The organism is Streptomyces sp. NPDC001443, assembly GCF_053597355.1.
The window spans coordinates 143,821-168,226 of record NZ_JBSFIA010000014.1 but is presented as its reverse complement, the minus strand read 5'-3'; the positions used below and the strand labels follow the sequence as shown (position 1 = coordinate 168,226).

Genomic DNA, 24,406 nt, shown 5'->3' with positions numbered 1-24,406 from the left:
CATGCCCACTCACCCCCAGGAACCCGACCGGGCCGCGTCGGATCCGGACGTACGAGTCCCGGAAGGCGCCGGATCTCCCCCTCGCGGGGATCTGCCCCAACCGGGCCCGCCCCGGCCCGAAGCGGCGAACGGCGAACCGGGACCCGATGCCGCCGGCCCCGCGCCCGCCGAGGACGAGTACACGACCGCGATCCAGGAGCTGGAGGACCGCTGGCGGCGTGCACTCGCCGACCTCGACAACCTTCGCAAGCGTCACGCCAGGGAACTGGAGCGCGAACGGGCGGTCGAGCGGTCCCGCACGGCGGCCGCCTTCCTGCCCGTCCTGGACAACCTCGAACTCGCCCTGACTCACGCCGGCGCCGATCCGGGCGCGATCGTGGAGGGCATCCGGGCCGTACGCGACCAGGCGGTGAACGTCCTCGAACTGCTCGGCTACCCGCGGCATGCGGAGACCGGCGTCGCCTTCGACCCGGCCCGGCACGAGGTCGTCAGTGTCGTCCAGGACCCCGACGCCGCACCGGGCACCGTCGTCGAGGTGCTGCGCCCCGGCTACGGAGACGGCGAACGGCAGCTCAGGCCCGCCGCCGTGACGGTCGCGAAGCGGGAGTGACCGGTCATGGCACGGGACTTCTACGAGGTGCTGGGCGTGTCGCGGAGCGCGAGCCAGGACGAGATCCAGCAGGCATATCGCAAACTCGCCCGCAAGTACCACCCCGACGTCAACAAGGACCCCGGGGCGGAGGAACACTTCAAGGACCTCAACGAGGCGTACAGCGTCCTGTCCGATCCCAAGACCCGAGCCCGCTACGACCGCTTCGGCGAGGACTTCCGCAAGATCCCGGAGGACTTCGACGAACGGGTCGCGGCCGGAGCGGGCGGCGGCTTCCGCGGTCGGACCGCAGGCGGTGGCGGTCCTCGCGTCCGGTACGCCACCGGCTTCGGCGACGGCTTCGGCGCGGAGGGCATCGACATCGAGGACCTGCTCGGCTCCATGTTCGGTGCCGGCGCCGCCCGAGGCGGCGTCCCCGGAGCGGACCAGGAGGCCGAACTGCCGCTCACCGTCGAGGAGGCGTACCGAGGCGGCCGTCGCACCGTCACACTCGCCGGCCCCACGGGGCAGCCGCGGCGGTACGAGGTCGACGTGCCGCCGGGTGTCACCGACGGGCAGCGCATCCGTCTGGCGGGTGAGGGCGGTCAGGGCAGTGGTGACGCCGCCGCGGGCGACCTGTACCTGCGGGTACGTATCCAGCCCCACCCCCGGTTCCGGCTGGACGGCCGTGACGTGCACGTCCAGGTCCCGGTCGCCCCGTGGGAGGCGGCCCTGGGTGCGACGGTGCCGGTGCCCACGCCCGGCGGCGGCACGGCCAAGGTCACGGTGCCCGCGGGCTCGTCCAGCGGCCGACGGCTGCGGCTGCGCGGCGAGGGCATGCCGAACCCGCGGGGCGCGAACGGCGACCTGTACGCCGAACTTCGCGTCATGGTGCCTCCCGCCCTCGGCGACCGGGAGCGCGAACTATTCGAGGAGCTCGCCGCCACTTCCTCGTTCGACCCCAGGAGGACGTGATGAACGACCGACCCGCGGGAGCGGGAGGCACCGGCCGGGCCGGCGTGGGCGCCCGTCCGGTACGAACGGGCGCCGACCTCACCGCCTCGACGGCTGTGCGGTACGCGCTCGTGCCCGTCCCCAGGCTCTCCCTGGCCGCCGTGGCCCTTCGCTCGGGACTCCACCCCGATCTGATCCGCCGGTTCGTCGCCCTCGGCCTGGTCGACGCCGAACGCGACTCCGCGGGGCGACTGGTGTTCGACCCCGCGGCCCCGGCGGTTCTCGCCCGTATCCAGCGGCTGCGCACCGGACTCTGCCTCAACTACGCATCCATCGGCCTGGTGCTCGACCTGCTCGACCGCATCAGCCTGCTCGAAGCCGCCCTGCGCGGCCGCGGCACGAGGAGTGAAACACCCCCATGGACATGAACCGTCTCACCCAGAAGTCCCAGGAAGCCCTCCAGGAGGCCCAGAGCGCGGCCGTCGGCATGGGGCAGACCGAGGTCGACGGGGAACACCTGCTGCTCGCGCTTCTCGATCAGGAGGACGGTCTGATCCCACGGTTGCTGCAACAGGCCGGCACCGATGCGAAGGAGCTGCGCGCGGCCGTACGCGAGGAACTCTCCCGCCGCCCGAAGGTCACCGGTCCCGGCGCGGCACCCGGCCAGGTCTTCGTCACCCAGCGCCTGTCCCGCCTGCTCGATGCCGCCGAGCGGGAGGCCAAACGCCTCAAGGACGAGTACGTGTCCGTGGAGCACCTCCTGCTCGCCCTGACCGAGGAGGGCTCGTCCACCGCCGCCGGACGCCTGCTCAAGGAGCACGGCGTGACCCGGGATTCGTTCCTGAGCGCACTCACCCAGGTCCGCGGCAACCAGCGCGTCACCTCCGCCAACCCCGAAGTGGCCTATGAGGCTCTGGAGAAGTACGGCCGCGACCTGGTCCTCGAGGCTCGGTCCGGGAGGCTGGACCCGGTCATCGGCCGTGATGCGGAGATCCGCCGCGTCACCCAGATCCTCAGCCGCAAGACCAAGAACAACCCCGTCCTCATCGGCGATCCCGGCGTCGGCAAGACCGCCATCGTCGAGGGCCTGGCCCAGCGCATCGTTCGCGGCGACGTCCCCGAGGGCCTGCGCGACAAGACGGTGTTCGCTCTCGACATGGGCTCCCTGGTCGCCGGCGCCAAGTACCGCGGCGAGTTCGAGGAACGCCTCAAGGCCGTGCTGTCCGAGGTGAAGGCCGCCCAGGGGCGCATCCTGCTCTTCGTCGACGAACTCCACACCGTCGTAGGCGCGGGCGCCGCCGAAGGGGCCATGGACGCGGGCAACATGCTCAAGCCGATGCTCGCCCGCGGCGAACTCCACATGATCGGCGCCACCACCCTCGACGAGTACCGCAAGCACATCGAGAAGGACGCCGCCCTCGAACGCCGCTTCCAGCAGGTGCTGGTCGACGAGCCGAGCGTGGAGGACACCATCTCCATCCTGCGCGGACTGCGCGAACGCCTGGAGGTCTTCCACGGCGTGAAGATCCAGGACACCGCGCTGGTCTCCGCGGCCACCCTCAGTCACCGCTACATCACCGATCGGTTCCTGCCCGACAAGGCCATCGACCTCGTCGACGAGGCGTGCGCCCGGCTGCGTACCGAGATCGACTCGATGCCCGCCGAACTCGACGAGATCACCCGCCGCGTCACCCGCCTGGAGATCGAGGAGGCGGCCCTGTCCAAGGAGACCGACGCCGCCAGCAAGAATCGCCTGGAGGAACTGCGCAAGGAACTGGCCGACCTGCGCGGCGAGGCCGACGCCAAACGCGCCCAGTGGGAGGCCGAACGGCAGGCCATCCGCCGCGTGCAGGAGCTGCGCCAGGAACTGGAGCAGGTCCGCCACGAGGCGGAGGAGGCCGAACGCGCCTACGACCTCAACCGCGCCGCCGAACTCCGCTACGGCCGCCTCCAGGACCTGGAGCGCCGGCTGCAGGCCGAGGAGGAGCAACTGGCCACCAAACAAGGGGAGAACCGGCTGCTGCGCGAGGTCGTCACCGAGGAGGAGATCGCCGAGATCGTCGCAGCCTGGACCGGCGTCCCCGTCGCCCGTCTCCAGGAGGGCGAACGTGAGAAGCTGCTGCGCCTCGACGAGATCCTGCGCGAACGCGTCATCGGCCAGGACGAGGCCGTCAAACTCGTCGCCGACGCCATCATCCGCGCCCGCTCCGGCATCCGCGACCCGCGCCGCCCCATCGGCTCGTTCATCTTCCTCGGCCCCACCGGCGTCGGGAAGACCGAGCTGGCCAAGACCCTCGCGGCGGCCCTGTTCGACTCCGAGGAGAACATGGTCCGCCTCGACATGAGCGAGTACCAGGAGCGGCACACCGTCAGCCGGCTCATGGGCGCGCCACCCGGATACGTCGGCTACGAGGAAGGCGGCCAGCTCACCGAGGCCGTACGCCGCAAGCCGTACTCGGTCGTGCTGTTCGACGAGATCGAGAAGGCGCACACCGATGTCTTCAACACCCTGCTGCAGGTCCTCGACGACGGCCGCATCACCGACTCCCAGGGCCGAACCGTCGACTTCCGCAACACCGTGATCATCATGACGTCCAACATCGGCTCCGAGCACCTCCTCGACGGCGCCACCGCCGAGGGGGAGATCAAGCCGGACGCCCGCGCCCTGGTGATGGGCGAGCTGCGCGGGCACTTCCGCCCGGAGTTCCTCAACCGCGTCGACGACATCGTGCTGTTCAAACCGCTCGGCGAGCGGCAGATCGAGCGGATCGTGGAGCTGCAGTTCGACGAACTGCGCCGCCGGCTCGCCGAACGCCGCATCGCTGTCGAACTCACCGAAGCTGCACGCGAGTTGATCGCCCACCAGGGCTACGACCCGGTGTACGGGGCCCGGCCGCTGAGGCGTTACATCTCCCACGAGGTCGAGACGATGGTCGGGCGCGCCCTGCTGCGCGGTGACGTCCAGGACGGCGCGACGGTCCGCGTCGACGCCGAGGCGGGGGAACTGGTGGTCACCTACGACCGGCCCGAGGACGTGAAGGGAGCGCGGGCGGCATGAGCACGATGCAGGCGACGACCGTCAGTTGTCCCAACTGCGGGCGCACCAACCGGGTGCCCGTGGCCGCGGAGGGCCACCCCAAGTGCGGCCACTGCAAGCAGCCCCTACCGTGGATGGTCGACGCGGGCGACGACGACTTCACCGAGGTCGCCGAGCGGGCCGACGTCCCCGTCGTGGTCGACCTGTGGGCCACCTGGTGCGGCCCCTGCCGCATGGTCACCCCCGCACTGGAGAAGGTCGCCACCGATCTCGCCGGCCGCATCAAACTCGTCAAGGTCGACGTCGACAAGAACCCGCGACTGTCGCAGCGTTTCGGGGTCCAGGCCGTACCGACACTGCTGATCCTCGACCGGGGCGAGACGGTCGCCCGGCAGACGGGGGCGGCGCCCGCCCCCGCTCTGCGCCAGTGGGTGGAACAGTCGATCACTGCCCGGAAAGGGTGATCCGGATGACCCTGCACGCAGACCCCCACCTCGCGCTTGTCCGGCCGGTCCAGCCGCTGACCCCGGAAGGGTGTCAGGAGTGTCTGATGCTCGGCTCCCCGTGGGTCCACCTGAGGCTCTGCCTGACCTGCGGGCACGTCGGCTGCTGCGACTCCTCGCCGAACAAGCACGCGCGCAGGCACGCGGCTGCCGACGCTCATCCGATCGTGCAGTCGTACCAGCCCGGCGAGGAATGGCGCTGGTGCTACGTTCACGAGGCGTACGTCTGATGTCCGGCGACCAGTCGCTGCCGCGCGAGGAACCGGTGTCGGAGGAAGCGGACGGGGCCGCCGCCTGGGAGACCCCGGACATCTACGGCGCGTACCCGCGCCTCACGGAGGACCAGATCGCACGTCTGGCGGAGCACGGGCAACGCCGGAACATGGCTGCGAACGACGTGCTGATCCGGGAGGGGGAGCGCTGCGAGACGTTCTTCGTCGTCCTCAGCGGTACCGTCGCCGTCGTCGAGGACTACGGCACTCCCGAGGAGCACGTGCTGCGCGTGCACGGCCCCGGTCGCTTCATCGGCGAACTCGGCCTGCTGTACGAACAAGTGGCCTTCTACACCGCTGTCGCCAGGGAGCCGGGCGAGGTCCTCGTCGTCTCCTTGGACCAGTTGCGCCACCTGGTGTCCCAGGACTCCACCATCGGGGACATCGTGCTGCGCGCCTGTCTGGGCCGTCGCGCGCTGCTCGTCGGACAGGGCGCCGGCTTCCGCATCATCGGCTCGCGCTACTCCCCCGACACCAGACGGCTGCGCGAGTTCGCCGTCCGCAACCGGCTGCCGCACCGCTGGATCGACCTGGAGACCGACGAGGAGGCCGAGGAGCTGCTGCGCCGCTTCGGCGTCGGCCCGGCGGAGACCCCACTCGTCATCTGGCGGGACACCACCCTGCTGCGCAACCCCAGCAACGCGGAACTGGCCCGGCTCATCGGCCTGCCGTCACTACCCGCCGGAAACCGTCACGGCGACGTCCTCATCGTCGGCTCCGGACCCGCCGGCCTCGCTGCCGCGGTGTACGCCGCCTCCGAGGGCCTGAGCACCACGGTGGTGGAGGCGATGGCCACCGGCGGCCAGGCCGGCACGTCGTCCCGCATCGAGAATCTGCTCGGCTTCCCATCCGGCATCTCCGGCGCCGAACTCACCGAACGCGCCGTGCTCCAGGCCGACAAGTTCGGCGCCAGGATCAGCCTTCCGGTGGAGGCGACCGGTCTCCATCCCAAGGACGAGGACCACTACGTGGTGGCCTTCGCCGACGGCAGCGAGATCGCCGCCCGCGCCGTCGTCCTGGCCACGGGTGCCCGCTACCGCCGGCTCCAGGTGCCCGGCATCGAACGCCTGGAGGGAACGAGCGTCCACTACTCGGCGACCCTCTACGAGGCACAGCAGTGCCGCACCGACCCGGTGGCCGTCGTCGGCGGAGGCAACTCGGCGGGCCAGGCGGTGCTGTTCCTCGCCGGGCACGCGCCGAAGGTGCACCTGCTGATCCGAGGACCCAGCCTCGAGGCCAACATGTCCCGCTACCTGGTCGACCAGGTCGAGCGCCATCCGCGGGTGGAGGTCATGCTGCACACCGAGGTCACCGAAGTCATCGGCCAGGAAGTGCTGGAGGAACTCGACGTGGTCGACAACCGCACGGGCGGGCACCGCCGGCTCGCGGTACGGAGCCTGTTCGTCTTCACCGGCGCCGACCCTCACACCGAGTGGCTCGCCGGCCTGATCGCCCTCGACTCCCGCGGCTTCGTCCTCACCGGGCCGGAGGCCCGGGAAGCCTGTGCCTACCCCGAGGTGTGGCACGGCCGCGGGCGCTCGTGCATGACCCTGGAGGCCAGCCTGCCCGGGGTCTTCGCGGTAGGGGACGTCCGCAGCGGCTCGGTGAAGCGGGTGGCCTCCGCGGCCGGTGAGGGCGCGATGGCCATCCACTTCGTGCACCGGCACCTGGGGCACTCGGCCGTACCCGGCACCACGGGCACGTCAGCTGTCGCGGGCCACTCGGACGTCTCCCCACGCCTACGTCACAAGGAGTCCGCATGGCTCGCGTGACGAATGGCGCCCGTCCGGCACCACCGCGGTGGCGGCCTACTGGACTACTCCGTACGGGCGCGAGGGGCCGCCGGAGACCGGCCCCAAGTGGCTGCAAGGCGAGCGCTTGTGATCGGTGACATCACCCGTCTGCAGCCGATCGCGCACCCACATCGCGGCCGTGCCCCGTGGATTGCTCGCCCGCGCCATCCGCACCGTCAACGGCGGAACCACCCGCCCCGAAACCGAACCCATTGCCACCGCGGCCACCCCTCCGACCGCCGAAACCGCCCCGCTCCCACCAGCGCAGCACCAAGAGGACATGAACACAGCCACGGTCAGCAGACTTCACCCCACCGAGTGAAGATCACCAACAGCATCCGGAACTGCGGCCAGAGTCGGCTACTGAGTGTGACTGCGGTTTGGGGAAACGAGTTGGCCGTACGTGGGGAATTTCTACTCGCCGCCGTCAGCTTGATGCCGAGGAAACATTGGTTGATCGCTGGGGGATCTGGGTGCAGAGGTCGAGTAGGGCCGCGCATTGGCCCGACTCGGGTCCAGGGCGGGGAGGCCGACGACGTGGTCTCGTGACACCGGACGAGGCCCACCACGGACGGTGAACCGCCGGCCGTCACTGGTCGTTCTGCACCACGCCCCGGGTGGAGAACGTGACGGCTTCGCCCGGCATGAAGTCCCCCGGCGGGATACCGGGATGACGGCCGTCGGGTGGCGTGGGCCGGTCGGCACGCGGACCGAGCGCCAGCCGGGACACGATGCGGTACCGGTCGCCCCGGTAGATCGAGTGCGCGTACTCCACCGGCCGGTTCCGGGTGTCCGAGGTGAGACGTTCGAAGAGGAGAGCCGGCGACAGTTCCGGCACGTCCGGCAGGTCCGCCTCGCCGCGCGTCACCACGGTGGGCTCGATCGTCTGCACCGCCTCACTGACCTGCACACCGTGGCGTTCCTTCAGGTGCTGGTAGAAATCGCCGTTCTCCAACTCCTCCTGGGTGAGGTCCGGCGCCAGGTCCGCCGGGACGTGGAGTTACTCGACGGCCATGGGAGAACCGTCGACGAGCCGCAGCCGCGCCACGTACCGGATCTCCGCCGCGGGTGAGATGCGCAGCTTGCGCCCCACCCGCGCGCCGGCCCGCTGGGTACTGAATTCGAGGAGCCGGCTGGTCCAGTTGCCCGCGGCCTGCGGAAGGCTGAAGGTCCGCCGGTCCAGGACCAGTTCCTGAGTGATCTTCGCGCCCGCCACGAACATGCCGCGACCGTGCTCGCGCACCAGGAGCCCGGCCACGACGAGTTGATTTACTGCGGCTCGCAACGTGGGCCGGGACACGCCGAATTCGGCGCTCAGGACGCGTCGCACGGTTCCACAGCACCGCTCAGCGGGTCCCCGAGCCGGGTTCCGGGGTGGCTTCGGACAGTTCGGGCTCCAGTCCGTCGCTCACCGGGGTGCGGTCCCACCCGGTCTCGACGCGCCATGCCTCGAAGGCCCAGACGGTGAGGGCGACCACGGCCAGACCCAGGATCCAGCCACCCAGGACATCGCTGAACCAGTGCACGCCGAGCGCGATTCTGGTGAGGCCGACGCCGAGTACGCAGAAGGCGGCGACACACCAGCAGGGAGTCCGGCAGGACCGCGGCACGAGGGGCGCCAGAACCAGCATGAAGACGGCGAAGCACGTGGTCGCCGTCATCGCGTGGCCGGACGGGAAGGAGTAGCCCGGCGCGTGCGCCACCGGGTCGTGCAGGGCGGGTCTGGCCCGCTCCACCACGGACTTGGCCAGCAGCCCGACCAGTCCTCCGGTCACCGTGGTCACCACCGCCCAGGCCGCCAGGCGCCACGCCCGGCGGTACAGGAGCCAGGCGGTCAGCACCGCGACGGCCGTGCGCAGCGTGACGGGATCCCAGACCCGGTCGGACAGCAGACGCAGTCCGGCCGTCCACTCCCGATGGCGCAGCGCGTACTCGTGCAGACGGTGCGCGGCGGCGGTGTCCAGGTGCCACAAGGGCCGCCACTGGCCCTCGACCAGGGTCAGGAGCAGCCCGAAAGCGACCGCGGACACGGCGGCGAGGGCCGCGGAGCCCAGCAACCGCGCGCCGTACCTGCGGTCGGCCTGTCGGCGACGGTCACCGAGACGGCGCAGGGCGGTACGGGTGAGCATTCAGACTCCGGGGTCGGCTTGGACCGGGCCGGGCCGACGGCCGCGCACCGCTTCCAGCTGCGCGGCGAAGGCAAGCCCGAGAAGGAGGGCGATGGAGGTGAGGTAGGCCCACAACAGCAGGGACATGAAGGCGCTCAGGGGACCGTAGACGGTGTCGAAGGAACCGCTGAGGTCCAGGTAGAGGCTCAACAGCCAGGTGAGCGTCATCCACAGCACCAGGTAGACGGCCGCGCCGAAGGCCAGCCAGGTGTAGCCGGGCTGTCTGCGGCGCGGTGAGCGGCGGAAGACCACGCTCGCGGAGATGAGCGCGAGCAGCAGGCCGAAGGGCCAGCGCATGATGTCCCAGGCCGTTCGGGCGTTGCCGTCGAGGTGGTAGACGGTCACCGCGGCCGCAGCGAGGTCGTCACCCGCGACCACGACCACGAATCCGAGGCCGAGCGGGAGCCCCGCACTCACGGCCATCACCAGGCCGCGCAGGTACTTCGGAAGGAACGGGCGGTCGCGTTCGTTGCCGTAGATCCGGTTGGCGCCCCGCTCGATCTGACACATCGCGGTGGTGACGTTGACGAGGGAGAAGACGGCGCCGAACCAGAGGGCGAGGGCGGCACCGTCCCCCGCCGTGCGCCGACTGCGGTCGAGGGCGTCGTCGACGACGTCGACGCTGGGTCCCCGGACGATACGGTGGATCGTCAGTTCGGCCATCCTGCCCACGTCCTCGGTGTGCAGGGTGGTCGACAGGCCGACGACGGCGATGACCAGGGGCACGACAGCCAGTACTGTCTGCAGGGCGAGGGCCCGGGAGTGGCTGAAGCCGTCGGCGTACCGGAAGCGGACGAAGGCGTCCCGCAGCAGGGACCAGCCGCCGTAGCGGCGCAGTGCCGCCCATGCTTCGTCGCCGGTCAGTTCCTCTCCTGCCATGTCCCTCGTCTCCGGGACCTTCGTGGCGGTACCCATTCACTTCTCCCGCTTCGGCAGCAGCATGGTCAGGGCGCCCGGCCTGACCTCGGCGGTCAGGCGCCGGCCGGCGGCCACCGAATCGCCGTCCAGTTCCCGGGGCTGCGGAGCGTCGAAGGCGAACTCCGCTCGCCGGAAGGTGAAGTACTCCACCGGTACGCCGTCCCGTGCGCGCGAACCGGGCACCGCGGTCGACGGTGACCCGCTCGTTCCGCGACGCAGCAGCGCCCGTACGGCGGCAGCCCAACCGCCGAGGCCGCGGGGGTCCAGGATCAGCAGGTTCAGCCGTCCGTCGTCCGGCCGGGCGCCCGGAAGCAGCGGCACACCGCCCTGTACGGTGGCGATGTTGCCGACCAGCACCATGCGGGCCGTACGGCGCAGGGCGGGCGCGCCGTCGAGACGGACGCTCAGCCCCGTACGCGGGGTGCGGAGCACCCGGAGGGCGGCGAGCACATAGGCGGGCCAGCCGAGAAGGGACTTGATCCTGCTGTTCGCGTTGGCCCGCTGCACCATCGCGGCGTCGAGACCGGCGCCGGACATCGCGGTGAAGTGCGTGGAGGCCAGACCGTCGCCCTCGACCCGGCCGAGGTCGATGTGGTGGGGTGTGCCGCGCAGCGCCGCGTCGAGGGCGTCGGCGGGTGTCGGCGGCAGGCCGAGGTTGCGGGCCAGGAGGTTGCCGGTCCCGCAGGGCACCAGGGCGAGCGGTACGCCACTGCCTGCCAGGACGTCGGCGGCAGCCCGGAGGGTGCCGTCGCCGCCGCACACCACCACGAGTGTCGCGCCTTCGCGGACCGCGTCGGCTGTCTGGCCACCTCCCGGGTCATCGGCGGTCGTCTCGACGAACGCCGGTGCGAGGTGGCCGTGGCGCTCCAGCACCTGGCGCAGGGCTTCGCGGTCGGCCTGGTCGGTGACCGTGGGGTTGAAGACCACCACGGTACGGCCGGGGACCGGCTGCCGCCGGCCGGCCACGGGGGCGAGGGCGGGAGGAACGGTCACGAACCCGTCCATGAGCAGTGCGTACCCTGCGACCAGCAGTGACAGACCCCCGTTGACGACACCACCCACGACGTCGGTGGGATGGTGCATGCCTCGGTAGAGACGTGCGACACCCACCAGCAGGGGGAGGACGCAGAGCAGGCAGGCCACGGTCGTCCGCCACGGCCCGCGCAGTCGGGTCAGCGTCAGCACCGCCAGACCGCCGTAGAGGGCGGTGGCCGCGCCGGTGTGACCGGACGTGTAGCTGGACGTGGGCAGAGAGCCGTCGAGGCGGTGCACGTCCGGGCGATGACGGTCCACCGCCACCGTGACGACCAGGAAGACCAGCGACTGGAGGGACACGGCGAGGGCGAGGAACACCGTCTGCCGCCACATCGGCAGACGGGGTATCAGTAGCATCCCCAGGCAGCACATCAGGGTGACGACGATCACTGTCAGGGTGTTGCCCGCCTCCGACGCGACCGACGACAGGCCCGTCAGGGCCGGTGTGCGCATACCTTCGAGAGCCCGGTTCACCCTGTCCTCGGCCGTCAGGGGCCACAGGCGGTGGGCCGGACCGGTGATCAGCAGTCCGATGCCGACCATGAAGGCGGCCTGGCAGGCGGTCAGCGCGGTGATCCAGCAGACGGACCAGCCGATGCCGCGTGGGACGGCACGGCGTCGCGCGCCGGTGGCTCCGGCGCCCCCGCCGTCTCCTCCACCAGGCAGCTCGGCGGGTCTTTCCGGCACAGCGGTCGACATGCGTCCCCCTTTGATCCGTTGCTCGGCGACGGCGTTCACCGGCGTCAGTCCTCGTCCGACTCACCCTCGTATGCCCGCTCGGTTCGGGAGCAGGCAGAGAACGCGTGCTCGGGGATCGGCAGGGGGACGGAGGCACGATCGGCCCGGAGGGATGCCGGGCGTGAGGCGATGAGTGCCGGGCATCCGCTCTCTGGGCGCGTCCGGCGGCCCACAACGACCTGTTCCATCGGATCGTCAGGAGATTCCGCGTGATTCTCGAAGGCCCGTCCGCGCCCGCTGCTCGTGGTACCGACCCTGATGTGGAGGCCCGCAAGCAGCGCCTGCGTCGACGCCTCGAGCGGCTGCTCGGCGTGGCCGCCACCGAAGGCAACGAGCTGGTGCCCTTGCGCAACGGCGACGAGATCTTCCCCGCGATGCTCGGTGCGATCCGCTCGGCCCGGTACACGATCGACTTGATGACGTTCGTCTACTGGCGCGGTGAGATCGCCCGTGACTTCGCCACAGCTCTCGCCCAGCGTGCCCGTGCCGGGGTGCGGGTACGGTTGCTGCTCGACGGATTCGGCGCCAAGCGGATCGAACGGCACCTGCTGGACCTCATGGACGTCGCCGGTGTGCAGGTGGCCTGGTTCCGCAAACCCGTGTGGTTGTCACCGCTCAAACAGAACCATCGCTGCCACCGCAAGGCCCTCGTCGTGGACGAGCACACCGCGTTCACCGGCGGTGTCGGCATCGCGGAGGAATGGTGCGGCGACGCCCGCAACCCCGGAGAGTGGCGGGACACCCATGTCCAGGTACGCGGTCCGGCTGTGGACGGAGTCGCCGCCGCGTTCGCGCAGAACTGGGCCGAGTGCCACGACGAACTCTTCGACGAGCGCGACCGCTTCACCGCGCACCGTCAAGTCGGCTCGTCCGTCGTCCAGGTCGTGCGCGGCTCCGCCAGCATCGGCTGGCAGGACATGCAGACCCTCATCCGGGTCATGCTCACCTCCGCCGAGAAACGTTTCCGTCTCGCCACCGCCTACTTCGCCCCTGACACCTACTTCATCGACCTGCTGTGCCGGACGGCCCGCCGTGGCGTGGACGTGGAAATCCTGCTGCCCGGTCCCCACACCGACCAACGCGCCTGCCAGCTCGCCGGACAGCACCACTACACACGGCTCCTGGAGGCGGGCGTACGTATCCGGCAGTACCAGCCGACCATGATGCACGCCAAGATCATCACCGTGGACTCCGTCGCCGCCCTCATCGGATCCACCAACTTCAACCGCCGTTCCATGGACCACGACGAGGAAGTCATGCTCGCAGTCCTCGACGAGACGTTCACCGCCGCACTCGACCACGACTACGAGGCGGACCTGGAGCGCAGCGTCGACATCGACCTCACCCGCTGGAGACGGCGCGCGGTGCTCCAACGCGCCAAGGAAGCAGCGGTCGCCCCGGTCCGGCGCTTCCTGTGAGCGGACCTGGTCCGGGGGCATGGCCGCCTTCAAGAAGGGCGGCGGTCACCGGTCGTCGGCGCGTGGGGAGCAACGGCAGGGGACGTAGCCGGGCAGGACCCCAGCGGCCGGAACGCCACCGAACCGGTGCGCGTCGCGGTGTGGGCGCAGCACTGGGCCCAGCCGGACGCGGCGCCCCGCACCACGACGACCGTACGGGTCGCGTCCCGGTCCAGGGACCAGGGATCGTGCTGCTTCAGTGCGTCGGTCGTCTCCTGATCGATGAGGATGCCGTCGGCGTCGGCCTCCGCGAACCGTTTGCCGAGCCGCTCGGCCGCCGCGGCGCGGGCCTCGCGGTCCTGGTCGCGGCCGATGTCGTGCATGGACCGGAAGAACCAGATCAGCAGAGCCACCGCCGACAGTACCCGGTCAGGACGAGCACGCCGTGACAGCCGGCCGTCCGCTGTCACGGCGTGGCGCAGGTGCTGCGGGGAATCTCATGCGGGACCTGGTCGCCGAGGCGCCGACCGGCTCCGGGCACGCCCGGTGGGCTGGTCGGCACCTGTCCGGGCGTCGCCGCTGTGCTGTGCACGGCTGTGGTCCGCGACCGGACCGCCGTGCTCCTGCCCGCGACCAGGCTGCCGGTCCCCCTCGTCGGGGCCGTCAGTCGGGGCCGTCACGGGCCCGTTCGCGGGGGCTGTAGCCGGCGCTGCCGGCCGCCCGGGTCGAGCCTCTGGAGGCACTGCGCCCGTGAGATCCGAAGAGGTCCGAGGAGCACCAGCCCCGCAGAACAGGCACCTTTGCATCACCGGGGGTGCGGCCGAGTCGAACCTGTCGGGCCCGGGCGCGTACGGCGACACGGTCCGGGCCGATCGCGAGCCCCGGCCCGACCGGTCTTTGTGAAGTGGGCCGGCACCCCAGGAGCCCCGAACCCGTGAGGTGCGCCCCGACCATGACGACCGACACGTTGGCCCGTCAGCTGCTCCAGTTGATGATGGTCGGGCTCGGCTGCCGGGGGCACCCGTCTCGGTGACATGCGCGGCGGACCCCTTCCGGCTGATGATGTGCCCGTGACGGACGTAGCGCGCCGTGGTGTCGTAAGGGGAGACGACTGCCGAGGAGGGTGGCAGACCGCCGTCGTCGGTGGTGCGCCGACGCAGGCGGCCTGCCGCGTCGCGGTAGCAGTTCTGCACGACGATCTGCCGCAGCGTCTCGGCCTGCGGGCCACGCCGGTTATGCGGTCCGTGCCGGAGGAGGTGTTCCAGCAGGCGGCATGCGTGGACTGCTCGTCGCGCAGTCACTACATGCGGCGCGGACACCCGTTGGTGGGACGATCTGTCCAAGACCGCCCTACGCATGCCCCACCCCCGCTACACTCCCCACCGCCAGGCCGTTGACCAGCAGAAATACAGAATTCCGGCTGGAGTACCAGCCCGTCCAAACGGCTCGCCTCGACGATTCGGCAGTCCCCCACATGCACGTAAAGGGACTTCCTGAGGAGCTGCCTACAACCCACTGCCCTGGCGGACATCTCGGGACCGCTCCACGCCTTGCTGGAAGCGGTCGAAGACCGCTCTGCAGGACTGCGGCAGCGGGCCGCCCGGGTCAGGATGAAATCGGCAGGTTCGCGAGCATGATGGTGTAGAGCGGAGAGTCCGGGAAGGGCTGACGCTCGCCCACCTTACGGAAGCCCCAGTCCTCGTACAGCGCTTGGACGCGGGGATGTTTGCCGTCGACCAGGAGGACGGCGAGGTCCTCGGGCCTCTCCTGCAGGAGGGCTCGGGAGACTGCGTCTGCCACACCTTTCTCGCGTTTCTTGGGATGGACGGCCAGGCGCCGACGGGCAGGCGGTGGCCTCGGACGCCTCGTTCGTGGCGGGCTTGGTCGTATGGTTCCACCGGGAGCTGCCCGCCGAGGTACGCGTGCCGTTCTCGCTGGTGGTCGAGCGGGTGACGGGAGCAGTCCTGTCGCGGGCGTCGCTCTGGCGTCTGCTGACCAGTCGGCTGGGATGGAGCCTGCAGCAGCCGGAACGCCGGGCAGTGGAGCGGGACGAGTCCGAGATCGCCCGCTGGATCGCCCAGCAGGCCCACGGCGAGGACGGCCCGGTGCTGGAGATCCGTGTCGAGGTCGGCCTGTGTCCCGGGCGGGGCACGGCCGGATGAGTAGGGGGCTGCGGCCGCCGGACGCCGCAGTGCGTGGTACCCGTCGGCGGGTCCCCGCGCAGTGGCCGGACACGGCCGTCGGCGGGCGACGGCCGCCAGTGCACGAAGAAACAGCCACGGTCGGCTCCGAATACGCAGGAACCGCCGGCACTGTTCCGCCGTATACGCCTGGCGGACCGCACGGCGCCCGGCCGCGCTCCGTCACCGGGTGTCGCGCGGGCGAGGGGCCTACCGTGGGAAATGGTCCCGGCGTCGGCCCCCGCCGACCCGCCGGCGCCAGTCGTTCACGGGCGGGGGCGGAAGGAGGCACGAGATGTCCGATGCCATACGGGACACCACGGCCCGGCGCGTACGACATTTCGTCGACGCCGGATATCCCGGCGCCGGGCCCGTCGAGGCAGCGGTGGAGGGAGCCGTCTACCGTCTCGGGGACGGAACAGTGGCTCGCGGGCTCGGCGAGGTCAGAGGGTGAGGAGGACCTTGGTGGCGCGGCGCTCGTCCATCGCCCTGCAGCCTTCCGGCGCGCGGTCCAGGGGAGGGTGAGGTGGAAGACCTTGCCGGGGTCGGTCTTGCGGTCCCAGATGAGCTGGATGAGGTCGGGCAGGAAGCGGCGCACCGGGGCAGAACCGCCGAGGGTGTGGATGCCGGCGAGGAACAGCTCGATCCCGGGGACGGTCACGTCGTGGTTCACGCCCATGCAGCCCAGGTGCCCGCCGCCGCGGGTGGCGCCGACGGCCTGCATGAACGACTCCTGGGTGCCGACCGCCTCGATCACCGAGTGAGCGCCGAGCCCGCCGGTGAGTTCCTTGATCCTCGCCACGCCCTCGTCGCCGCCTTCTTCGACGATGTCGGTGGCGCCGTGGCAGCGGGCCAGCCTCTGGCGCTCGGGGTAGCGGGACATGGCCATGATGCGTTGTGCGCCCAGCTGTTTGGCGGCGAGTACGGCCATGAGTCCGACCGCGCCGTTGCCGACGACCGCGACGGTCTTGCCGGGGCCGGCCTCGGCGGCGACGAGCGTGCCGTCGGCGTGGGGGATGCCCCGACGAGGACCGGCTCAAGCTCCGCGCCGGCTGGGCGGCCAGCTCCGATCAGCCCGGCCGACACCGGCACGACGGCACTCGCCGGCCCCGCTGAACGGCGGCGCACTTGCCCGCCGCCTGCATCCCCTGCGCGGGTTAAGGGTGAAGCAAGGGGCGAGACGAAACGAACGAGGGACGGCGGCGGAGAGATCGTGGACAGCACTGCACCGGCCGGTGATCACCGATGACGAAGTGGGCGCCCCGGCACGACGGCGGACGGCCCTCGGGGAGGCCCTGTTCCCACACCTGGACGGCCGAACCGGCGCCGCTGAGTAAGACATGCACGACGTGCGCGGCACGCGAACGTGCGCCGGCCGACCTGCTGCTCTGCCTGACCTGCGGCCATGTGGGCTGCAGCGACAGCTCTCCCGGCGCTCACGCGACGAGGCACTTCGACTCCAGCGGCCACCCGGTGGCCCGCGCCCTGACCCGCGGCCAGGAGTGGGCCTGGTGCTACGAGGACGAGGTGTATCTGGATCCGCTATGGGAACAACCCGTGCCGCATTCCCCCCCCCACGGCCGCCCGAGTCCGTCTGGGACTACCCCCGCCCGCCCGCCGTACGGGAGGACGACCGCGTCGTGCGGGTCGAGTGCGCGGGCCAGGTGGTGGCGGAGACCCGGAAGTCCGTCCGGGTACTGGAGACCAGTCATCCGCCGGTGTTCTACATCCCTGCGGCGGACGTCCGTACGGAGCTGCTGATCCCGGCGCTCTCGGGCCGGACCTGGTGCGAGTGGAAGGGCTCGGCCCGGTACTGGGACGTCGTCGTGGCAGACGACGTACGCGCCGACGCCGCCTGGAGCTATCCCCGTCCCGAACCCGGCTTCACGGCCCTCAAGGACCACTTCGCCTTCTACCCAAGCCGCATGGACCGCTGCACGGTCGCCGGAGAGGACGTCACGGCGCAGGAGGGCGACTTCTACGGCGGCTGGATCACCTCAGAGGTGCGCGGGCCGTTCAAGGGCGGCCCGGGCACCCTGCTGTGGTGAGGCCGAGCCGCCGCTCGGCCTGACCCCTCTCGTCGCGGGCCCTGCGCACACTGGTCAGCCGGTGTGCGGGGCGGTGTACTCGGCGGCCAGTTCGTCCGCCATGCGAGTCACGGAGAACCGCTCGGCGACCAGCTTCCTGCCCGCAGCCGCATAACGGCGCCGGTCGTCGGCGGAAGATGCCTTGGCCGAGGGGTTCGCATGCCGCGTGTCGTTGTCGTAAGTCCCCGTTCATGTCCCAGGCACGACCGCTGTCGGTCCTGGCCGGGGCTCTGCGCCGGCACGGTGCGGACGTGTACTTCGCCTGCGCTCCGGCGTTCGAGCACCTGGCGCGGGAGGCCGGGGTGGGCTTCGAGCCGCTGTCCGTGACACGGAATGCCAACACCGGGGTGGCCGAGGCGACCGAGCAGGATACCCGGGAGGCGGCCCGGCTGGCGGAGCTCCTGGACGCCACCAGGGAGGGTGCCGTGTCGGCGCTGCTGGCCCAGGCCCGCCATCGGCGGGCTGACATGCCGGCCGACCCGGACGGGGTGCTCGACGCGCTGCGCTCGGCCGACCGGCGGCTGCGCCCCGACCGGTACGTCGTGGACCAGCTCAGCTACCCGGTCACCCTGGCCCTGCACTGCCTGGGCGTGCCCTACGCGACCTTCTGCCCCGGACATCCCAGCCATGTGCTCTCCAGTCCCGACGCCTACTTCGGCGTCCCTACGCCTGGCCCGACGCACTGCGGCCCGATCCGGAGCGGCTGCGGGAACTGAGGGCCGCGGCGCGGCAGAACGACGAGGCCTTCACCGCCCTGTTCGCGGCCTTCGCCCGGCGGCACGCGCCCTCCCGGCCGGCTCCGGGCCGGGCCTTCGCCCTCAGCTCGCCGCACGCAGTCGTCTACGCCTACCCGGCGTTCCGCTGGCTGCCGACGCCTCCGCCGGGCCCGGTGCGCCTGTTCGCCGGGCACATGGCCGCAGTCGCGGGCCCCTTCGACGCGGAGTGGGACGCGCGCCTGAAAACGCTGCGTTCGAGCGGCGGGAGGGTCGTCCTCGTCGCGCTCGGTACGTTCCTGTCCGCGCGCGACGACGTCCTGCGCACCGTCGTCACGGGGGCTGCTCGACGGCATGCCGGACGTGTCGGTCGTCGTCGCGGCCGGAGAACGGGGCGCCGCGCTGGCCGATCTCGCGGGCGAACGGGCCGTGGTGGTGCCGTCGGTGCCCCAGCACGCGCTGCTGGAGCAGGTGGACGCGATGATGCACCACGGTGGCGGCAACTCCTTCACCGAATGCCTGCGGGCGGGCGTGCCCGCGGTGGTGCTGCCGTTCTCCAGCGACCAGTTCTCCGTGGCCCGGGACGCGGAGCGCGCCGGTGCCGGTGTGGTGCTCGACCCGAACACGCTGTCGCCGGCCGACGTCCCTGCGGCGTTCAGGACGCTGTGGCGGACCGTGAGCCCGCGTATCCGCGGCGGTACGGCGGCGGGGGCCCGGGTGGGCGGCCGGAGAGCTGCTGGCCGCCATGGGCCGGCGGAAGTCGACGGACTGATCCCGGCGCGGTCGTGCCGGGGTAGGTCAGCCGGGCCGCGTGCCGGGTGCGGGCAGGGGCACCGGCGGGCCGAAGACCACCGGGAGGCCGGGAGCGTACAGAACGCTCACGGGCTCGCCCTGCGGCCTCGACAGCCCGGCCGCCGCGACCAGGTCGTCCTCCCAGCCCAGCAGGGTGCACCTGCGGAAGGACCAGGCGGGGTGTGCGTTGGGCAGGTAGTAGGTACGCCCGAGGAACCGCTCGTGCAGCCCCCAGCGCTGGATGAGGAACTCCTCCAGCGGCGTGGCCGCCACCGGCTCGTCCGCCACGTCCAGCCACACCCGTGCCCCGGCTCGCGCACCCTGGCGCCGACCCGTGCGGTACAGCAGCCGGCTGTCGAACCACTGGCTGTGGATGCGGGACCACCGGTAGGGCAGGCCGAACGCGCCGCACCGTACGCGGAGCCAGCGGGGTCAACGCCTCCGCGGGCCGGGCGCTGCGGGACGAAGGGCCGTACGCGAGACGTCTCCTCGGCATGTCCGCCCTACCGCACCACTTCGAGCGCCGCACCGCTGCCGGGACGCACAAGTCTCGCCCCCTCGGAGAGCGCCCGCACGATCACGTCCACTGCCTCCGGAACGGGCAGTCCCCGCGGCAGCGGCGGCGCTTGGCCCACGACGGCACGCCCGGCGAAGCCCGTGTCCATGTGGGGCAGGTTGATCTCCAGCACGGTCACGCCCTGGCGTCGCTGCTCGCGGCGGACCGCCGTCAGCCAGGTGGCCAGCGCGGCCTTGGCGGCGGCGTAGTCCGCCATCCGGGCCGGTGCCGCCTCGGCGACGATCCCGGTGACGGCCGCGAGGACGCCGCCCTCGGGCAACCGGTCCCCGGCGGCCCGCAGGAACGCCATGGGGGCCAGCGCGTTCACCGCCATCAGGTGTTCGGACACCGCGTCCTCCACCTCCCCGACCGGCCCGAAGGCCGCGACTCCGACGCATACGACGACGCCGTCCAGGCCGCCCAGTTCCGCCGCCGCCCAGTCGACGGTCTTCGCACAGGAGTCGGTGTCCCAGGCGTCGAAGGTGCGGGCGGGAGCGTGCTCGCACGCCGCCGAGACACGGGTGAGGGCCTCGCGGTCACGTCCGGCCAGTGCCGTGCGGGCACCGAGGGCGTGCAGCCGTACGGCGAGCGCCGCCCCGATCTCCCCGGTGGCACCCGGCACCAGAATCCGTGCACCTCGTAGGTCCATGCCCCGCCTCCCGTTCCGTGCCGACGACCTGGCACTACGTGTATTGGTTCGCTGGTCGGCCGTCGGCCGGATGCAGACGCGGGCACACTAGGAACGGCACGTCCGCCCGTCGGCGGCTTACCAGGGTCGACGGCGTCCCCGGTCCGGGTCGGTCTGCCGGTGCGTGACCGTGCCGCGCGGCGGCCGGCGCGTCCGCGAGCTCCCGCAGGTCCTGCGCGCTGCGGCTGGGCGGGGTCGTCGTCCGCGGGTACCCGGGGGTTCCGCGCCGCAGCCACGCTCCGTGCAGTCCCGCTCGCCGTGCACCGTCGATGTCCCACGGATGCACGGCGACCAGCATGGCCTGTTCGGGCGTACGCCGGCCCGCTCGACGGCGTAGCGGTAGGCGGCCGGTGCCGGTTTCCAGCAGCGGGGGCCGCCGACGTCCGACAGGGTCTCGAAGCAGTGCAGCACTGCGGCCCTGTCCAGCAGTTGCTCGGTCTGGGCGGCGCTGCCGTCGGTCATCGCGGTCAGCCGATACCCCGCATCGCTCAACTTCCCCATGTCGTCGGGTGCATCGGGATGGGCGTCCAGCCGGGAGAAGCCGTCCGGAATGTGCCTGGCCGCGGCTTCTTCATCCGCCGGCGGGTTCTCCAGCCGGGACAGCAGTGTTCGCAGTCCGTCGTGGGCCAGGAAGGCGAAGTCGGCGTGGGCGCCGGCGGCCGTCAGGGCGAAACCCTCCCGCAGTACCCCGGTGAACCACGTCGGCAGCAGATGCCCCGGGGCGCCGACGTCCTCGAAGCGACCGCGCAGCGGCGCGAGATCGCTGAGGGTCTCGTTGACGTCGAAGACGAGGACCTGCGGGGCAGGTCGCCGTCGCGGATGCCCAGAGCCCGCAGCAAGGCCTCCAGCGCCTGAGCGCCGCTCATGCATCCGGCAGGGTGGTAGCCGCGCAGGTGCACGAAGAGGGTGCCGCCGCACCAGCCGCGCGTGCGGGCCTGGTGGGCGGCGTGCAGGGCCAGCGCGGTCTTGCCGACCCCCGCCGGCCCCGTCACCACCACCCCCGGCCTCGCGCCATCGGGGTCGAGCACATCAAGCAGCTCGTTGGCACGCGCCTCGCGCCCGACGAGATCCGCCGCCGCCGGCAGCCCGGCCACAGCCTCCGGCGCGGGACCGGCCCCCGCCCATACCGTCGTGTGGGTGGTGCTGTTGTCGATGTACTGGTCCCGCCCGGCCTGTCCGCATGGTCGGGCCGGAAGATACAGGTGCTGAGATCGTGCGCTGCACGACCCTTTGCAAGATCATCCGTTGGTGTAGTGTCTGCGCTTCGAATCGAACAAGCAAGCGGTGCACGGGGAGTGTGTCGTGAGACCGGAGAGGCTTTCATGCGCAGAATCGTGGCTGCACTGGCTGCGTTGTTAAGTTTGGCCATCTGGATCCAGTGGCAGTGGCCCGTACCTGCGAGCGCCAGTACGTTGTCCGATCAGCTGGCCAAGTCCGCGGGCCAGAAGTGGGCTCTGCTGAGCGTGGGGAACAGCAAATACGTCTCCGCCCCCGACACCGGCTCTGGTGGCGACTACGCCAAGCTCTACGCCAATGCCACGTCGACCACCGCCTCCGAGCGGTTCACGTTGCACACCGACGACAAGGGCACGCACATCAGCCTGCGCGCCGAGAGCAACGGCCTGTTCGTTAGCGCGGATGCCAACAACAGCCAGAAGCTCCGCGCCCAGGGCGACCACATCGGCTCCTGGGAAGGCATCACGCTCCAGTACCAGGGAACCGACACGAGCGGCGCCTATTACGCCCTGTACTCGGCGAACGCCGACGCGTACATCGCTGCCGAGCTGGGCACCTACCCCGACCACGAGGTGCTGCGGGCCCGGACTCCGGTCACGACCAAGCTCGGCTCCTGGGAGTACTTTCGGCTGGTGCCCGTCACCGACTCCAGCAGCCACGTGGGCGCGGTGAGCGACGACTACACGCGCTGGGGGACTCCGCCAGCCCCGTCGGCCCCGACCACCACCTCGGCCAAGGTCATGACCTGGAACCTGTGCGGGGACCAGAACTCCAGCTGCGGCAACGACCATTCCACGCCGGACCACATGGCCGACCAGCTCATCGGCCAGCTCAACGACGCCGGCTCCACCTACACCCCGGACGCGTTCCTGTTCGAGGAGTCCTGCGAGAAGTTCGCCAAGCCGATCGAGACGGCGCTGGAGAACCGCACCGGCACCGGCTGGGACGTCGGGTTCGCACCGATCTACTACAACGTCGGTACAGGCGGCGGTGCAACCGTCCTCGCGCAAAAGGAGTGCGCCGACGCCACCGGCTACGGCGACCGGGGCGCCTACGGCGTCGGTGTCGCGGTGCCGGACGAGAACACCTGGTACCGGGCCCACATCCTGAAATCCCCGGCCACGGCCACGGATTCCCAGGACAAGACGTACCCCGTCGAGCAGCGGGCCGCCCTGTGCACGGCCATCACCTCCAAGGCCGTGATGTACTGCACCGCGCACTTCAGCACCGGCGGCGCGAACTACGACGACCCCACGTGGGAGTACCACGGGTACCAGCGGGACGAGCTGACGGCGGACGAGCAGAAGGCCAAGGACAACGGCTACCGCGTGGTGTTCGGCGGCGATCTGAACGTCAACCCGCCGGCCCGGGGCCGGGACGGCTACCAGGTCCTGAACCCCATCTACGACACCCACCGCGAGTGCGCCCAGCTCCAGGACGCAAGCAGCGCCCGTGACGGCCAGAACACCGCCAACAACAACTCGAAGATCGACTACATCTTCGGCGTCGGCCACACGTCCTGCGCGGTCTCCGCCAACACTTGGGGCTCCGACCACCACGCCCTGCGCTCGACCACGCTGCTTCCCTGACCGCCGGACCCCGACAGATTTCTTTCCGCAGGCCGGCGCCCGTCACATGACGGGCGCCGGTTCTGCTGCGATCACTGGCGAGTTGTCCCGTCGCAAATGATCTGGTCCATGGCCAGGTGGCTTTATCGGTGCACTTGGGGTCTGACCCAAGTTGTGTGGGCTGACTACTCGTTGTATCTGTTGATCTTTGCGGCGGTGGTTCGGAAGTCGCCTTGATCTCGTTCCTCGTATGGCTGATGTGCTCGACATTCGGTCGCCGTGAACGAAGATTCGTCTCCGGTGCAAGAGCTGTTGTTCCCGTCGAACACGAACGTCGTGATCACGTCCGCCGAGACGGACGGTGAGGCGATCCGCATCGAAGCGCGGTGCACCGCGAGCAACGCCTGTTGCCCGGCCTGCGGGGATTGGTCTGCTCAGGTCCACGGTTCCTACCTGCGCTTTCCCGCGGACCTGGCCTGTGCCGGACGGCCGTGCGTACTGGCACTGCGGGTCCGCCGGTTCGTCTGCGCGACCCCGGAATGCCCGCGGCGCACGTTCGTCGAGCAGGTGCCGGGACTCACCAGGCGCCACGGCCGGACCACCGAGCGTCCGCGGTCGACGATGAGCAAGGTCGGGCCAGCACTGGCCGGGAGGGCCGGCGCCCGCCTCGCCGCGCACCTGGGCATCACGACCAGCCGCAACACGCTGCTGCGGCGGGTGATGGACCTGCCCGACCCGGCAGCGACGCAGCCCCGCGCCGTCGGCGTGGACCACTTCGCGCTCCGGCGCGGCCACGTCTACGGAACGGTCGTGATCGACGCCGAGACCCACCAGGTCCTCGACCTGCTGCCCGAGCGCGACGCCGCCACCCTCGTCCTATGGCTCGCGGCCCATCCCGGAATCGAGGTCATCTGCCGCGACCGCACCACGCGCACACGCGGTGAACCGGTCGAGATGGCGCCGCCGTCACCAAGCACGCGCCCGGCACTGTCACTGCATGCGGCGGGGGCACACGTTCGCGGGACGGTCCGCCAAGACCGTCCCGCACCCATCACCAGCCCGCTACACTCCCCACACTCAAGCCGTTGACCAGCAGTAATGGAGAAGTCCGGCTGGAGTACTAGGTGTGCGCGGTGCGCGAGCCCGTCACGGCTGGATGGACTTGACCACCGTGAACTCGGT

At 71.0% G+C, this 24,406-nt stretch carries 23 protein-coding genes and 4 pseudogenes; 16 read left to right on the top strand and 11 right to left on the bottom strand.

What is annotated here, in order from left to right; genetic code table 11:
* Position 1 precedes the first annotated feature (1 nt).
* Genes ACWC24_RS17555 through ACWC24_RS17525 form a run of 7 tightly spaced genes read left to right on the top strand, consistent with a single transcriptional unit; the run spans position 2 to position 7,127 of the window.
* Positions 2-610, top strand: coding sequence for a nucleotide exchange factor GrpE (locus tag ACWC24_RS17555; RefSeq protein ID WP_450663696.1), 609 nt, complete (start codon positions 2-4; stop codon positions 608-610).
* Positions 611-616: 6 nt separating this feature from the next.
* Positions 617-1,564 (top strand): DnaJ C-terminal domain-containing protein, encoded by a 948-nt coding sequence (locus ACWC24_RS17550; protein WP_450663695.1) that lies wholly within the window; start codon positions 617-619, stop codon positions 1,562-1,564.
* Positions 1,564-1,971 carry a chaperone modulator CbpM gene (locus tag ACWC24_RS17545; RefSeq protein WP_450663694.1) on the top strand — a complete coding sequence of 136 codons (408 nt, stop codon included), beginning with the start codon at positions 1,564-1,566 and terminating at the stop codon, positions 1,969-1,971. The genes ACWC24_RS17550 and ACWC24_RS17545 overlap by 1 nt, the downstream gene beginning before the upstream one ends.
* Positions 1,962-4,601 carry an ATP-dependent chaperone ClpB gene (clpB, locus tag ACWC24_RS17540; RefSeq protein ID WP_450663693.1) on the top strand — a complete coding sequence of 880 codons (2,640 nt, stop codon included), beginning with the start codon at positions 1,962-1,964 and terminating at the stop codon, positions 4,599-4,601. Before ACWC24_RS17545 ends, clpB begins: the two co-directional genes overlap by 10 nt.
* Positions 4,598-5,044: a thioredoxin gene (trxA, locus tag ACWC24_RS17535; RefSeq protein ID WP_450663692.1), complete on the top strand. Its 447-nt coding sequence runs from the start codon at positions 4,598-4,600 to the stop codon at positions 5,042-5,044. The genes clpB and trxA overlap by 4 nt, the downstream gene beginning before the upstream one ends.
* A gap of 5 nt (positions 5,045-5,049) precedes the next feature.
* The gene (locus ACWC24_RS17530) at positions 5,050-5,313 is read left to right on the top strand and encodes a UBP-type zinc finger domain-containing protein (RefSeq protein WP_450663691.1); all 264 of its coding nucleotides are present in this window, start codon (positions 5,050-5,052) and stop codon (positions 5,311-5,313) included.
* On the top strand, positions 5,313-7,127 hold the full coding sequence (locus tag ACWC24_RS17525; RefSeq protein WP_450663690.1) for an FAD-dependent oxidoreductase: 1,815 nt from the start codon (positions 5,313-5,315) through the stop codon (positions 7,125-7,127). Before ACWC24_RS17530 ends, ACWC24_RS17525 begins: the two co-directional genes overlap by 1 nt.
* A gap of 610 nt (positions 7,128-7,737) precedes the next feature.
* On the opposite strand, the pseudogene ACWC24_RS17520 reads toward ACWC24_RS17525, so the two are convergent.
* The 4 genes and pseudogenes from ACWC24_RS17520 to ACWC24_RS17505 form a co-directional block, all read right to left on the bottom strand.
* Positions 7,738-8,472, bottom strand: a pseudogene (locus ACWC24_RS17520) (GntR family transcriptional regulator); the annotation flags it as partial.
* A 22-nt stretch (positions 8,473-8,494) separates the two neighbouring features.
* The gene (locus ACWC24_RS17515; protein ID WP_450663689.1) at positions 8,495-9,277 is read right to left on the bottom strand and encodes a phosphatase PAP2 family protein; all 783 of its coding nucleotides are present in this window, start codon (positions 9,275-9,277) and stop codon (positions 8,495-8,497) included.
* Positions 9,278-10,231: a YihY/virulence factor BrkB family protein gene (locus ACWC24_RS17510; protein ID WP_450663688.1), complete on the bottom strand. Its 954-nt coding sequence runs from the start codon at positions 10,229-10,231 to the stop codon at positions 9,278-9,280. It abuts the gene before it with no gap.
* A complete protein-coding gene (locus ACWC24_RS17505) occupies positions 10,232-11,968 on the bottom strand; it encodes a diacylglycerol kinase family protein (RefSeq protein ID WP_450663687.1) in 1,737 nt (578 codons plus the stop codon).
* Positions 11,969-12,216: 248 nt separating this feature from the next.
* Between ACWC24_RS17505 and ACWC24_RS17500 the strand changes: the two genes are divergently transcribed.
* Positions 12,217-13,425, top strand: coding sequence for a phospholipase D-like domain-containing protein (locus tag ACWC24_RS17500; RefSeq protein WP_450663686.1), 1,209 nt, complete (start codon positions 12,217-12,219; stop codon positions 13,423-13,425).
* Between the two features lie 29 nt (positions 13,426-13,454).
* Here ACWC24_RS17500 and ACWC24_RS17495 read toward each other — a convergent pair whose 3' ends face one another.
* Entirely contained in the window at positions 13,455-13,817 is a 363-nt protein-coding gene (locus ACWC24_RS17495; RefSeq protein ID WP_450663685.1) for a hypothetical protein, read from the bottom strand.
* Between the two features lie 1,192 nt (positions 13,818-15,009).
* Positions 15,010-15,204 (bottom strand): hypothetical protein, encoded by a 195-nt coding sequence (locus ACWC24_RS17490; RefSeq protein WP_450663684.1) that lies wholly within the window; start codon positions 15,202-15,204, stop codon positions 15,010-15,012.
* Between the two features lie 71 nt (positions 15,205-15,275).
* On the opposite strand from ACWC24_RS17490, the gene ACWC24_RS17485 reads away from it, so the two are divergent.
* Positions 15,276-15,566: a winged helix-turn-helix domain-containing protein gene (locus ACWC24_RS17485; RefSeq protein WP_450663683.1), complete on the top strand. Its 291-nt coding sequence runs from the start codon at positions 15,276-15,278 to the stop codon at positions 15,564-15,566.
* 313 nt (positions 15,567-15,879) lie between these two features.
* Positions 15,880-16,038, top strand: a complete 159-nt coding sequence (locus tag ACWC24_RS17480; protein WP_450663682.1) for a hypothetical protein — start codon at positions 15,880-15,882, stop codon at positions 16,036-16,038.
* Here the strand turns inward: ACWC24_RS17480 and ACWC24_RS17475 are convergent.
* A pseudogene (locus ACWC24_RS17475) lies at positions 16,028-16,578 on the bottom strand (zinc-binding dehydrogenase); the annotation flags it as partial. The gene ACWC24_RS17480 and the pseudogene ACWC24_RS17475 sit on opposite strands and share 11 nt — an antisense overlap.
* Before the next feature lie 251 nt (positions 16,579-16,829).
* On the opposite strand from ACWC24_RS17475, the pseudogene ACWC24_RS17470 reads away from it, so the two are divergent.
* The 3 genes and pseudogenes from ACWC24_RS17470 to ACWC24_RS17460 all read left to right on the top strand — a co-directional run.
* Positions 16,830-17,111 (top strand): annotated as a pseudogene (locus ACWC24_RS17470) (UBP-type zinc finger domain-containing protein); the annotation flags it as partial.
* Positions 17,112-17,128: 17 nt separating this feature from the next.
* Complete coding sequence (locus ACWC24_RS17465; protein ID WP_450663681.1) at positions 17,129-17,632, top strand: DUF427 domain-containing protein; 504 nt, start codon at positions 17,129-17,131, stop codon at positions 17,630-17,632.
* A 230-nt stretch (positions 17,633-17,862) separates the two neighbouring features.
* Entirely contained in the window at positions 17,863-18,387 is a 525-nt protein-coding gene (locus tag ACWC24_RS17460; RefSeq protein WP_450663680.1) for a hypothetical protein, read from the top strand.
* A 330-nt stretch (positions 18,388-18,717) separates the two neighbouring features.
* On the opposite strand, the gene ACWC24_RS17455 is transcribed toward ACWC24_RS17460, so the two are convergent.
* Positions 18,718-18,876 (bottom strand): hypothetical protein, encoded by a 159-nt coding sequence (locus ACWC24_RS17455; protein WP_450663679.1) that lies wholly within the window; start codon positions 18,874-18,876, stop codon positions 18,718-18,720.
* Between ACWC24_RS17455 and ACWC24_RS17450 the strand changes: the two are divergent.
* Positions 18,814-18,990 (top strand): annotated as a pseudogene (locus tag ACWC24_RS17450) (glycosyltransferase); the annotation flags it as partial. The gene ACWC24_RS17455 and the pseudogene ACWC24_RS17450 sit on opposite strands and share 63 nt — an antisense overlap.
* A gap of 192 nt (positions 18,991-19,182) precedes the next feature.
* On the opposite strand, the gene ACWC24_RS17445 reads toward ACWC24_RS17450, so the two are convergent.
* From ACWC24_RS17445 to ACWC24_RS17435, 3 genes are all read right to left on the bottom strand, one after another.
* Positions 19,183-19,572 (bottom strand): DUF2071 domain-containing protein, encoded by a 390-nt coding sequence (locus ACWC24_RS17445; RefSeq protein ID WP_450663712.1) that lies wholly within the window; start codon positions 19,570-19,572, stop codon positions 19,183-19,185.
* Between the two features lie 107 nt (positions 19,573-19,679).
* The gene (locus tag ACWC24_RS17440; protein ID WP_450663678.1) at positions 19,680-20,381 is read right to left on the bottom strand and encodes an SDR family NAD(P)-dependent oxidoreductase; all 702 of its coding nucleotides are present in this window, start codon (positions 20,379-20,381) and stop codon (positions 19,680-19,682) included.
* A gap of 701 nt (positions 20,382-21,082) precedes the next feature.
* Complete coding sequence (locus ACWC24_RS17435; protein WP_450663711.1) at positions 21,083-21,448, bottom strand: hypothetical protein; 366 nt, start codon at positions 21,446-21,448, stop codon at positions 21,083-21,085.
* 384 nt (positions 21,449-21,832) lie between these two features.
* Between ACWC24_RS17435 and ACWC24_RS17430 the strand changes: the two genes are divergently transcribed.
* Together ACWC24_RS17430 and ACWC24_RS17425 are read left to right on the top strand one after the other, a co-directional pair.
* A complete protein-coding gene (locus ACWC24_RS17430) occupies positions 21,833-23,245 on the top strand; it encodes an endonuclease/exonuclease/phosphatase family protein (RefSeq protein WP_450663677.1) in 1,413 nt (470 codons plus the stop codon).
* A 279-nt stretch (positions 23,246-23,524) separates the two neighbouring features.
* A complete protein-coding gene (locus ACWC24_RS17425; protein ID WP_450663676.1) occupies positions 23,525-24,313 on the top strand; it encodes a transposase family protein in 789 nt (262 codons plus the stop codon).
* The last annotated feature ends 93 nt before the right edge of the window (positions 24,314-24,406 follow it).